This is a genomic window from Paenibacillus sp. 1A_MP2 (assembly GCF_052244825.1).
GTDB lineage: Bacteria > Bacillota > Bacilli > Paenibacillales > Paenibacillaceae > Paenibacillus > Paenibacillus vandeheii.
Genome location: NZ_JBQQCS010000001.1, coordinates 4,396,440 through 4,408,877 on the forward strand (window position 1 = coordinate 4,396,440; position 12,438 = coordinate 4,408,877).

Genomic DNA, 12,438 nt, shown 5'->3' on the forward strand with positions numbered 1-12,438 from the left:
TTTACTCTGCTTTCACCAGAATTTTAACCTGGTTTTTCTCTTTAAGCAGTGCTTCAAATCCATGCTCTACCACTTCGTCCAGGTTAATTCGTTTGGTTACCAGCTTGTCTGCCGGGAAGAAACCTTTAGCCATCAGACTAATGACCGCCGGGAATACATCACGGTAACCGATAATGCCATTGACCGTACGCTCCTTCATGACAATGGAGTTTGGCAGAATCGGTGCTTCCTGTTCAAAAATGCTGACGATCATCAATTCACCACCAATACGTGTTGAATCAATCGCTTGCTGCAGTACCCGTGGAACACCGGTCACTTCATAAGCTACGTTCACACCACCTTGGGTCCGTGCATGAATTTCTTCCACAACATTGTATTGTGCAGGATCAATAACGATAGCGCCAAGTTCTTCCGCTTTGGCTTTACGTTCCTCGGATAATTCCACGACATAAATATCCGATGCACCAGAAGCTTTCAGCGCTTCAATAACCAACAAACCGATAGGACCCGCACCAAAAACAGCCGCAGTGTCGCCGACTTTCAGTTTGCTCTGACGCACAGCATGAAGAGCTACTGCGGAAGGCTCCACCAAAGCTCCTTGCTCGTACGAGATGGAATCCGGAATGGCATGTACCATATTTTCCTCAGCCGTTACATACTCCGAGAAACCTCCGCCTCCCCCAGCAAGGCCCAAGAAACCCATCTGATCGCATAAATTATATTTTCCTTGCTTGCAGGCTTCACAATGACCGCATGCATAGATCGGTTCAACCACAACGCGATCACCTGCCTGAAAACGTGTCACGCCTTCGCCTACTTCAACGACTTGTCCTGAAAACTCATGCCCCATCACAACAGGTGCTTGTTCCCCTGTTAGCGGATGCGGTGCTTGAGCCGGAATGAAGATCGGGCCAGCAGTGTACTCGTGCAAGTCACTGCCACAGATTCCACACCACTCCACTTTTATTTTAACCTTTCCCTGTTCAGGGCGGGGTTCATCAATATTTTCGAGACGCAAATCTTTTACTCCGTGCCAACGCAATGCTTTCATTTGTTTCATCTCCCAGATCATAAGTTTTGATATAATAGGAAACGTTTCCGTAAATCAAATATGTCACATTTTAAATAGACTGTCAAACATAATTTGTCACACTTATGTCTATATTATGAATTTTACGCCGATAATTCTGGGTAAAGCCAGCCTTCAATACACCTGCCACTCCGAGAACAGAACAACCTTCCGAGCGCTATTATCCCCAGATTTTTTGGGATACTTTTTTTCAAAAGGAATAATCAACTCTTTTGGAACAATAAACAACTATCACCTTTCAATCCTATTCACAGGATACTTGTTTGCTCAAATGTTATAATCAAGGTATAGTTTGGTCATTCCATTTGTACATATTTTCAAAATTCGGAATCGTTTCCGATTGAAGTGAGGTTAACTAAACGTGAATAAAGATCAGAAGGTTACGATCAAGGACGTTGCAGAACTTGCAGGTGTAGGCATCGCTACCGTCTCCAGAGCCATCAACAACTCGGAAGGTATCAGCAGCAAAACACGTGAGAAAGTCATGCAGGCCATTGAGGAGCTTGGTTTTGTCCCCAATACCTCTGCTCAGAGTTTAAAAATACGCCAGACGCATCAGATTGCACTGGTTGTACCTGACATACGCAACGCCATTATTCCCGAGATTTCCTGGTCTGTTGAACAAACAGCGAAGCAGCATGGCTATCATGTGGTCCAAATCAATACGGCAGGCAATGCAAGAACGGAACTGGAAACTATTCGTAACATCAAAAAACTGCATGTGGACGGGCTTATTTTCATGCCTTTGGCCTATCCCAAAACATTGCCTGGCCTAATTGATAAAGCTCCCCTTCCCATTTCAATGATTAATTACGGTAAAAAGCTGGAGCCTGGCATGAAAGCAGATATCGTTTCTCTTTCACAACCCGAAGGGAAACTGGTCATGGAACATCTGATTAAAATTGGGCGGACCCGCATCGCCTACGCCGGTGCCCCTAAAGACATTATCGAGGAACGTTATCGGGCTTATGAGAAGGCCGTAGGTCATGTAGATATCTCCCTCGTTTATTTCGGAGAAGATTTTTCATTGTATACGGGAGCCAATGCAGCGGATTATTTTCATGGGCTGACTCACATGCCGGATGCCGTATACGCCATTAATGATATGGTTGCCATCGGATTGGTCAATCGGTTTAAAGAACTGGGCGTTCGTGTGCCCGAAGATATTGCTGTTGTGGGCGTTGACAACAACCAATTTACTACCGTTTCGTCTCCGCAGATCAGTTCAGTCTCGATTATGGGCGAAGAAGTGGCCAGACTTGCAACGGAATTGCTGTTAAAGCGAATTCGAGAGATGAGTATCACCGATTACGAGCATATTCAATTCGAGCCAAGGTTAATTGTGCGCGAGTCCAGTGTTGCCATGATCCGCTCATCTTCACAAGGACCACACGCCTAAGCGTTGTCGTAAAGACACAGATCTATTGGACAACATTCGAATAACACAAAAAGAGGTGTTCTCCAGGAATGAATTTCAGTCCTGAGAAACACCTTTTTTCATCTTCACCCACGCACTTTTAGCTCAGCCCCACCTACGAGCACTCAGTTTTTCGGAAGCAGTTGTCTAATCGGTGTCCCCTTCAGGAACATCTCAATATCTTCTACAGTATGGTTAAAATAAATAGCATAGTTGCCTTGAGTCACGTAACCAATGTGCGGCGTTGCCAAGAGATTAGGCAATGTGCGCAGGATATGATTTACAGGAAGAGGCTCCTGTTCATATACGTCGAGACCCGCCCCAGCAATCCACTCATTCTGTAAAGCCTCGACCATCGCCTCTTGATCCACAATGCCTGCACGGGACGTATTGATTAATAAAGCGGTATTTTTCATCTGTTGGAACTCGGCTCGTCTAATCAGATTACGAGTGCGGTCACTGAGCACCAGGTGAATGGAAACTATATCGCTTTGTTCAAGCAGCTGTTCCTTGGTTTCTGCCCATTGAACTCCCTGTTCTTCTGCTCTTGCCTGTGTCAAATTCTCACTCCAAGCGATTACTTTCATGCCAAAGGCTTGTGCAATCTGTGCCATTCGGCTGCCAATCTTGCCTAATCCGAGCAGTCCCAATGTCTTTCCGTACAAGTCCATGCCCACTGTACTCTGCCAGTTTCGATTCGAACGCAGCGCGTTATTTTCGGTCACCAGCTGTCTGGACAGGCCCAGGATAAGCGCCCATGTCAGTTCCGTGGGTGGATTGGAGCTTCCTTCCGTGCCACAGACGATTACACCGTTTGTTTCCGCAGCCTGGAGGTCAATGGAGGCATTGCGCATGCCGCTTGTAATCAGAAGCTTGAGTTTCGGCAATTGAGTGATCACGGATTCAGGGAAAGGTGTACGTTCACGCATCAACACAATCACTTCAAAATCCCGCAGTTCCTGAACAACCTTCTCTTCTGATCCCAGGTAATGATTAAACGTCTGAACCTCAACCCGATCCAGGATCGGAGTCCAATCCGCTGAAGAAAGGGCAACATTCTGGTAATCATCCAATATGGCACAACGCAACTTCGTCTGCATGGTTGAATCTCCCCCTCATATATGTGCATCATCGAAAAATGTTTGAAAATGTTACCCCGCATATGTAACTCATAATATACATTCCTAAATTAATCTATACCCTATCTGTATTGTATCAACTCAGCCCCCATCTGCCCAATGCCCTCAGACACAAAAAAGCAGGAGTAGGCTCCCGCTCTTGCTAACCGTTCAAAAAAGTTTAAAAAGCAGCGCCGTAATGAGAATCGCAATCGCCACTTGAAACAAAGACCGTAATTTCCAGAACATTTTATCCAGTTTCGATTGATCATTCTCTGTCAGGGAACCCACGATAGCAATAAAAGCAAGTATGCCAATCACAATCAAACTGAACTCAATGATCCCCAGCCCGCCGTATGTCGTTAGCAGCACACCGATAATGTATAAAACGACAAGGTATACCCTATGAAAATAACGTTCCATATGAAACCCCTTCTGTAAAAGAAATTCTTCCCTTATGCCTCAAGCAACGATAACGTAACCTTCATACTCTGCTGCACAAACGAGCGATCCGGCTCCGATTTCATCATAACGGTTAATCCAATCATCGATACAACCAGAGACTTGGAGAGCGCAATTGCGTCAAGATCATCAGACAATTCCCGGTTTCCTGTCCCCGTTCAATCGTCTCTTTGAAAATCGCCGCCAGATACATCTGGTGCTCCCGTGTAAGAACAGCCAATTTGGGATCATGCGGAGCCAGTTCAACCATCGTATTGATGCAAAAACAGCCGTGACGAGGATCTGTTACATCCCCTTCCGCTCCAATATGTTCAAACAATGCACGGAAGGCCTCTTTTACAGAGGATGTATGCTGAAGTCTGGATCTGACCTGAGCGGCATGCAAAGTCGTATACCTGCGAAGTGCCGTTTCAAACAATTCCTTTTTGTCACCAAAAGCCGCATATAGACTGGGGCGCTGAATACCCATGGCCGTTGTCAGATCACTTAAGGATGTCGCTTCAAATCCTTTATCCCAAAATGTCTGCATTGCTGCTTCCAATGCCTTATCCGTATCAAATTCCCGTTGTCTAACCATACTTTCACCCTCTTTGTGTATCGTTCAGTATAAAACCATTCTAAGCTATACTGAATTCCCATGTCAAACCCATCTCAATATACTAAAAAGAATATAGTCTTATCCCTTCAACTCTTGACATCATCTCAAAGCATGAAGTATGTTTATTCCGAATCATAATGTACTGATCAGTATATTTAAATCCAACAGTATTCATTCCGCTCCTAACGTACCACATTCGAAATACGGAAAGGTGAATCATTCATGCAAAATCCATCTTATCTAACGCATCCCTCCAACGAAGGACGTCCGAGCATGTCCCGGCTTGTGGCGCTGTTATTTGCCCTTTGCAGTGGACTGGCAGTAGCCAATATTTATTATGCCCAGCCTTTGCTCGACTCCATTGCTGAGGAGTTCAGTCTCGCTCATTCATCCATTGGGATCGTTATCACCGTAACCCAGGTCTGTTACGCCCTCGGCTTATTATTACTCGTTCCCCTTGGTGATCTATTGAATCGGCGCAAGCTGATCATCATCCAGATGCTTTTATCCGTAATCGCCCTGATTGCGGTCGGCACCTCAGCATCCAGCCAAATTTTATTCATTGGAATGGCGGCTATCGGGCTGCTCGCCGTCATTACTCAAACACTCGTTGCCTTTGCCGCCTCCCTCGCTGCACCGTCTGAACGAGGGCGCATTGTCGGTCTGGTCACTAGCGGGATTGTCATCGGCATATTGCTGGCGCGAACCATTGCAGGTACCTTAAATGATTGGATTGGCTGGAGATCGGTCTATCTCTTCTCTGCCAGCCTGACATTACTGGGGATTATCGCCCTGTTTCTCGTACTCCCCAAACACGAACCGGAGCGAGAAAACTAAGCTACACCCAATTGATCGTTTCTGTCCTGCAATTGTACCGTGAACTGCCTGTTCTTCGAGTTCGCGGCATTCTTGCCATGTTGATTTTCGCAGCCTTCAGCACCTTGTGGACTTCTATGGTTTTACCCCTAAGTGATGCACCATTCTCCTTGTCACATACTGCTATAGGAGCCTTTGGTCTCGCGGGAGCTGCTGGCGCACTGGCTGCTGCACGTGCAGGAAGACTGGCTGATCTGGGACTTGGACAAAAGACGACGGGCGTCGCCCTTGTCATATTGCTTCTATCCTGGCTGCCCATAGGCTATGTTAACCACTCTTTATGGCTGCTTGTAGCCGGAGTAATTATGCTGGACCTTGCCGTGCAGGCCGTGCATGTCACCAACCAGAGCTTGATCTATGAAGTTCGACCTGAGGCGCAGAGCCGCTTAACGGGCGCCTACATGATCTTTTATTCGATAGGCAGTGCTACCGGCTCCATCGCTTCCACTCAAGTGTACGCCTGGGCAGGTTGGACTGGTGTTTGCTGGCTGGGCGCAGGCGTAAGTGCCGCTGCGCTTCTGTTCTGGGTTTTTGATCGTTACATCCATCGGGATACGGGTCACTAAATTAATCCAGCTTATTCCACACCACGATAAACAGAGTGGCTAACGGACCAAATAACAGGGAAATCAGAAACCAGTTACGTCCACTTCTGTTTTTCCCTGAGCAAGTCCGGCATTAATAAGGGCAAGCGTGCCCCAACCCACAACGTATTCGTTATCCATCACCTATCATCTCCTCTTAACAGATCGGCTCTACCTGTGGCTCTCAAGCAACGCCTTAAGTTTCAAATTACGGCTCTCCAGGAAAGCCTGCATGTACCTCTGGAGTACAATACGCTCTGCAACCCATCCCAGAGCACCAAGAGGAGCTTCAAATCTCAGTGTGTCTCTCATACAAGTGGTCTGCTCGCCAAGCTTACTGAAGCTGTGTTCATGTCTCATGCTCTTGAAGGCGCCTTTCTCCATCTGATCCACAAAAAGATGCGGCCGATTGTACTCGGCGATCCGGGAAGTCAGCTTCTGCCTTATCCCGAAATGGCTTGCCTCGAAAGTTACCGTATCGCCTTCGCCAATTTTTCCCGTTATAACACCTGCTATAGCCCGCTCACGGGTATGTTTCCAGACCGTACGGGTATGAATATCAATATCCCTTGCATAGTCAAAGCATCGCTCAATGGGGGCATGTATTGTAATCTCGGTTACCACTTCAATCAAGGACTATCTCTCCTTTTCCTAAAAAGGAAAATTAAGGTCTTTGCAAAGTATACTCCTGGTCCCCACGAAGAACAACGTCAGGGGTAGGATAAAAAAGGGTCCCTGTCATCGTACAGGAGGCCCGTTTTGCGTATGAATTCATTTATTTTCAAACTCAGATAATTAACTCATTAATGGCAAGCGTGCGCTCTTTGGACAGATCACGATATTGTTCCGACTCCACCTTGATCAGTGGTTTGAAAATATCGGATGTATTATTCATGACAATCACGCCCCGTTCGCCGTTGCTCAGAAGCACTTGTTTACCAATAAAATTAGGAAGCAGATGCTGCATCAAGGCCTGAACCGGCTTTTCATTCAATTTGCCAAATCCCATCGCATAGATATCACGCAGGTTGTTGATCAGATTCGGATTGCTGGTTCCGTGACTGCCGGATCTCATCCCGATGTATATGTCGGCGACAGATACGATCTGTGTATATGGGTGAATTTCTTCTTTTTTAAGTTGCATCGGATAACCGGTACCATCCTCCAGTTCATGATGCTGAAGAGCAACCAGCGCAGTGGCTTCATCCGTCATGGAGCTTTTGATAATATCATGCCCATAGATCGTATGACGCTGCAATTCAAGCTGTTCATCTGCGGTTAACGGTTCCATCTTGTTGCGAATCCGGTGGGATACTTTGCACTTGCCAATATCATGAAGATAGCCACCACGACTGATCTGGTAACTCTCTTTTGAGAATAACCAAGCCAGTTGGCCAGGTAAAATGACAACAGTCCAACCTGAATGGAATGCGTGTAGTTATTGACATCATCCCGTTCCAGCATCATCAGGAGATGTACGACATCCTTTTGCTCGTCCAGTCCCTCCACCATCGGTTGAAGTGCATCATCCACCATTGTTGCGTTGAACTTGCCTACAGTCAGCGCTTCGAGAAATGCAGATTGATAGTTATGTACGGTTTGTATAAATTGGGATTTCATTTCTTCTTCAGGCGGTTCTTCCTTGGTGCTTGTGCTTGCTCCAGATGCAAATTTTGCCGCAGCAGCAAAGAATTCCGCTTCCGTGATCTCTTCCTCGCGTGGTTCAATATCCACATAGTCCACGCGGTGCTGCATCAGCAAGGTGATATCTTCACTTTTGATCACAGTACCCTGACCCAGAACGTGTAATCCCGCTTCGCTGAAAGTATCCGCAGTCAGACGGTCTCCATCTTGCAGGTTCATAATATGGATTCTCAAATCGGTATTCCCCCTGAACAATCATTTATAGTCAACAGTACCCGTTAGATCAGGTCCTATAAATCCCTATACTACTTTATATCGATATAATCTTTCTTTTTCTCCATAGTCCAAACGACCTTAATCACAAAAGGAAATACGAACGTATAAGACTTTATTCTCACTCCCATTTTCAAAAAAGTCCCGGTTTGAATCCGTATTTAGATAACTGGTATCTTGTTTTACACAAATATAACCAAAAAGCCCAAAAAAATCTTTGGGCCTTTATTGAATTTCACTATATTTTGATCGAACTCAGACTCGCTCCCTGTACAAAAAAGCGTTCAATACTCTTCTCAACAGATGGGTCCGGAATTAACGGTGGCGCCTGATGCGGCTTCACTCTGGCATCGATAATGATCTGGTCGCAGCCCCAATGTTTATAGTTGTAGCCGCTGTTCACACCGTACATATCATGAGACGGGTTACTGCGGGTAAATGTCGCCCACAAGAAATTCCTGAGATTTACACTCAGGAAAGAGCTATCGTCACATAATACGATCATCGGACAGGAAGACAAATCTTCTTTTTCCTTCAGCATGTCTGTTAATGCCTTCATTTCCTGTTCTGTATCCGCATAACTGGTGAACGGCGTACCCTGAATAGCAACAATTCCTGGCATCACGAGCTGTGGATTGTTATAACCTCGAATATCTTTCAATGTCTCCGGTACTTCCCGGCACAGCTCCCGGATCTTGTCCCCGTAGGCTGCAAATACAACCTTACTGCCGCTGTTCAATCCGGTTCCCGAGTAATCCAGCGTATCAATCGTTGTATTGGTATGGAAATGAATGTCCCGCTGCAGATCCATTCGTTCGAGGATATACGTCAGGAATTCCACTTCCCGATGTGTATCCAGCGGTTGCTGATCCTCTGCTGTGATAAACAAATACTTCGCCAGACTGAGTTGGCCTGTACCCAGGATACGACTCGCAATCGTCAGCAGCTCTGTTGGCTGTTTTACCGTCTGATACGGCGTATAACGTTCACTGCCAATTGCGAACAGAAGCGGATGAACCCCTGCTGCATCGACTGCATGGACTTCTTTTACCCCGGAATCTCCTGTTTAATGGCATCACCCGTAATTTCGTGAATCAAATCCCCAAATGCGGTATCCTCTTGCGGAGGCCGACCCACCACGGTAAAGGGCCAGATCGCGTTCGGCTTGGCGTACACTTTATGCACTCTCATTAACGGGAATGGATGCGTCAGACTGTAATATCCCAGATGATCGCCAAACGGTCCTTCAGGCTTCGTCTCGTCCGGGTAAATATCACCCGTGATGACAAAATCGGCGTCATTGCTGATGCAATATCCATCCTTATAGCTGTAACGGAAGCGACGCCCGGCAAGTAGGCCAGCGAAAGTCATCTCACTGAGTCCTTCAGGCAAAGGCATCACTGCAGAGAGCGTATGTGCCGGAGGGCCTCCGATGAAAATGCTCACTTTCAGGGGTTCTCCCTTTTTGACTGCTTTGGCCTGATGAATTCCGATTCCGCGATGGATCTGGTAGTGAAGTCCAATTTCCTTGTTCAGTTCATAATCATTTCCACTTAGCTGTACACGGTACATGCCCAGATTGGAGTTCATGATGCCTGGCTTGTCCGGGTCCTCGGAATAGACCTGAGGCAGCGTAACGAATGCTCCGCCATCCATGGGCCAATGCTTGATTAATGGCAGATCCGAAATCTGAATCTCCTGTGCGGTTACGGGCAGACTGATCGACTTTTGCTTGGGCAGAGCCTGCCAGGCGGCAAGTCCTGTGCTGATATGCTGAAATGGCGTTTTGAGTGCCTTCATTGGATCGTCCCGGACAGCCATGACACGTTGTACGCCTTCAAGCGTTCCACGGAACATGAATTTGCTTCGCTCCAGCGTACCGAACAGGTTCGAAACGGCCTGGAACTTCGAGCCTTTCACATTTTCGAAAAGCAATGCTGGGCCTTTCGCCTCATGTACTTTCATATGTAATGCTGCCATCTCCAAATGAGGGTCCACTTCTTCCTTCACTCGAATCAAATGTCCATGCTGCTCCAGATCGTTAATGCAATCTTCCATATTGCGATATTTCATTGGATGGCTCCATTCTTTGTATAATCAATGATTATGTTCATATATTCACATAGGTGTGAAGTAGCGGGTTGAATATAACGTAGAATCTACCTTGTCTACTTTTCACCTAAAAAAAATGATTGATGCTAGCGTCTCTTCTATATTATCAAATGATCTGCCGCTTAACAAAACAATATATACAATTTGTCACGAAGCACTCACCAAAAAGCAATATTTAGGCAACCCGAGTCCAATATTCATAAGGACCACAATTGCTTCAATATTGCTAATTGACTTGCTTATGGTGTAGTCGAAGGTCTGGGGATCGTAACCGTAAACTGCGTTCCTTCTCCAACCCTGCTCTCCACATCTATTGTACAATCATGCAATTTCAAAATTTTAATTACGATGGAAAGCCCTAATCCATTCCCTCTTAGAGCGCTGCTCCGTGCTTTGTCCACCATATAAAATCGATCGAAAATATATGGAATGGCTTCCTCCGGTATTCCTTGTCCTGAATCTCTAATCGTTACCTTCACGAATGAAGTAGACTTCTCGATTTCAACATGGATGTACCCATCAGGACCCGTATATTTTATAGCATTATTCATTAGATTCTGCCAGACCTGCTCAAACAGATCTTTATCCACCGTGATTTCACAAGGCAATAGATCCAATTCAATCTTGATATTTTTGCGCGCCCACTGAGGTTCCGCTAATACAATCGTTCTTCTTAATTGTTCATCTAATTGGAATGTGGTGAGATTAAACGGATGGTGCTCCGAATCAAGTGAGGCTAACCGGAGTAAATTATCACTAAGCCTGGACAGGCGTAATGTTTCCTCATAGATGATATCCAGATGCTCTTTCTGCTCTTCCAGCGGAATGACACCATCTTGCAGCGCTCTTGTAAATCCTCTTATCGATGTAAGTGGCGACTGCATTTCATGAGAGACGTTACTGACAAAATCATCCCGAACCGAGTCTATTTTCTGCAGCTCACTAGCCATGTGATTAAAGCTCTCCATCAGCTCACCAAACTCATCTTGATTATGATGTTTCAACCGTACAGTTAGATCGCCTGATGCCATTTTCTTGGCCGCAGCCGTTAGTTTTTTGATAGGTCTCACCACGTACCCTGACATAAACATGATTAATAAGCTTCCTATAACCAGGACAGTTAATAGAGATATAATTAGTGTGCGTTTTACATTATGAAAAATCGATGAAAAATTAATGGTGATGAGGAGCGCATCTTTCTCATCATTCAGCCTGGGAACACCAACGAACGCTGTTTCATCTTTATTGGAAAGAATAAACGCTTCCGTGGTATTTTCGTCGAATAATTCATGAACTTTATCATCCGAAAAGGAAGCAAGCACTTCACTTTGTTCATTCACAGCATTTATGTTCAAACCGTATCGCGAAAAAATATTCAAACCGTTTTTCACCTTTTCCGGATCATCGATCAGGTTTATCATCGCAGCGATATCTTCAGCAATGGTAACCAGGGTATGATTCGGTGTCTTTTCCTGAGGTCTCATGTTTAGTATGAAGGAGAGAATCAAACTGATGATCACAATACCAATAAAGGTAGCTACGATTCGTAGGCGCAGGCTTTTACTCACTATTTTCATACAAGCTCCAGACGATATCCCAGTCCTCTGATCGTCGAAATAATCAGTTCCGGTATAGGTTCCAGTCGTTCTCTTAACCTTTTAATATGCACATCAACGGTACGCTCATCACCTTCATAATCGAGTCCCCATATATCTTCTATAAGCTGTGTGCGTGTGAATATTTGCCCTGGCAGACTCGCCAAAGCAAACAACAATTCACATTCCTTCTTTTTCAATTCAACCGTTTGCGCTCCTGCAGCGACAGTCAAATTGCTTAGATCAATCGTTACACCGCCTATATGAATCACATTCGAGGATACCTTGTTGTATCTCTTCATTAAAGATTTCACACGCAAGATTAATTCTACAGGATCAAAAGGTTTTACTAAATAATCGTCTGACCCTGCATTAAATCCTTTGACTTTATCCTTGGATTCTCCTTTGGCCGTCACCATCAGAATGGGAATATCCATATAAGATCGAATATCTTCGGTCAGCTCAATACCATCAACACGTGGCATCATCACATCGACAATCACCAAATCAATTTTCGTATGAGATAAGATGTTCAGTGCTTCTTGACCGTCCGGCGCTTCCACTACGGAAAACTGATTCGTTTCAAGGTATATACGAATTAATTTGCGGATATGGGAATCATCATCAACCACAAGAATCGTGTTCATTCATCTATTATCCTTTCAATAA

General features: G+C 45.4%; 9 protein-coding genes and 3 pseudogenes. 2 read left to right on the top strand and 10 right to left on the bottom strand.

Going from position 1 to position 12,438, the window contains the following annotated elements:
* Position 1: 1 nt before the first annotated feature.
* Positions 2 to 1,051 carry a 2,3-butanediol dehydrogenase gene (locus ACTWJ7_RS21395; RefSeq protein ID WP_079344248.1) on the bottom strand — a complete coding sequence of 350 codons (1,050 nt, stop codon included), beginning with the start codon at positions 1,049 to 1,051 and terminating at the stop codon, positions 2 to 4.
* A 400-nt stretch (positions 1,052 to 1,451) separates the two neighbouring features.
* On the opposite strand from ACTWJ7_RS21395, the gene ACTWJ7_RS21400 reads away from it, so the two are divergent.
* Positions 1,452 to 2,489: a LacI family DNA-binding transcriptional regulator gene (locus tag ACTWJ7_RS21400; RefSeq protein ID WP_301878904.1), complete on the top strand. Its 1,038-nt coding sequence runs from the start codon at positions 1,452 to 1,454 to the stop codon at positions 2,487 to 2,489.
* 143 nt (positions 2,490 to 2,632) lie between these two features.
* On the opposite strand, the gene ACTWJ7_RS21405 is transcribed toward ACTWJ7_RS21400, so the two are convergent.
* The 3 genes and pseudogenes from ACTWJ7_RS21405 to ACTWJ7_RS21415 all read right to left on the bottom strand — a co-directional run bounded on the left by ACTWJ7_RS21405 (position 2,633) and on the right by ACTWJ7_RS21415 (position 4,664).
* Positions 2,633 to 3,607 carry a D-2-hydroxyacid dehydrogenase family protein gene (locus ACTWJ7_RS21405; protein ID WP_301878905.1) on the bottom strand — a complete coding sequence of 325 codons (975 nt, stop codon included), beginning with the start codon at positions 3,605 to 3,607 and terminating at the stop codon, positions 2,633 to 2,635.
* Between the two features lie 189 nt (positions 3,608 to 3,796).
* The gene (locus ACTWJ7_RS21410) at positions 3,797 to 4,048 is read right to left on the bottom strand and encodes a hypothetical protein (RefSeq protein ID WP_301878906.1); all 252 of its coding nucleotides are present in this window, start codon (positions 4,046 to 4,048) and stop codon (positions 3,797 to 3,799) included.
* 32 nt (positions 4,049 to 4,080) lie between these two features.
* Positions 4,081 to 4,664, bottom strand: a pseudogene (locus tag ACTWJ7_RS21415) (TetR/AcrR family transcriptional regulator).
* A 243-nt stretch (positions 4,665 to 4,907) separates the two neighbouring features.
* Between ACTWJ7_RS21415 and ACTWJ7_RS21420 the strand changes: the two are divergent.
* A pseudogene (locus ACTWJ7_RS21420) lies at positions 4,908 to 6,127 on the top strand (MFS transporter).
* A gap of 189 nt (positions 6,128 to 6,316) precedes the next feature.
* On the opposite strand, the gene ACTWJ7_RS21425 reads toward ACTWJ7_RS21420, so the two are convergent.
* The 6 genes and pseudogenes from ACTWJ7_RS21425 to ACTWJ7_RS21450 form a co-directional block, all read right to left on the bottom strand.
* Positions 6,317 to 6,769, bottom strand: a complete 453-nt coding sequence (locus tag ACTWJ7_RS21425; protein WP_367620527.1) for an SRPBCC family protein — start codon at positions 6,767 to 6,769, stop codon at positions 6,317 to 6,319.
* 163 nt (positions 6,770 to 6,932) lie between these two features.
* Complete coding sequence (locus tag ACTWJ7_RS21430) at positions 6,933 to 7,535, bottom strand: HD-GYP domain-containing protein (RefSeq protein WP_443146401.1); 603 nt, start codon at positions 7,533 to 7,535, stop codon at positions 6,933 to 6,935.
* Positions 7,424 to 8,023 carry a hypothetical protein gene (locus ACTWJ7_RS21435; protein ID WP_443145859.1) on the bottom strand — a complete coding sequence of 200 codons (600 nt, stop codon included), beginning with the start codon at positions 8,021 to 8,023 and terminating at the stop codon, positions 7,424 to 7,426. Before ACTWJ7_RS21435 ends, ACTWJ7_RS21430 begins: the two co-directional genes overlap by 112 nt.
* 277 nt (positions 8,024 to 8,300) lie before the next feature.
* Positions 8,301 to 10,135: pseudogene (locus ACTWJ7_RS21440) on the bottom strand (UbiD family decarboxylase).
* A gap of 278 nt (positions 10,136 to 10,413) precedes the next feature.
* Positions 10,414 to 11,751 (bottom strand): sensor histidine kinase, encoded by a 1,338-nt coding sequence (locus ACTWJ7_RS21445; protein ID WP_301878917.1) that lies wholly within the window; start codon positions 11,749 to 11,751, stop codon positions 10,414 to 10,416.
* Entirely contained in the window at positions 11,748 to 12,416 is a 669-nt protein-coding gene (locus tag ACTWJ7_RS21450) for a response regulator transcription factor (protein WP_301878919.1), read from the bottom strand. Before ACTWJ7_RS21450 ends, ACTWJ7_RS21445 begins: the two co-directional genes overlap by 4 nt.
* Positions 12,417 to 12,438: the final 22 nt, after the last annotated feature.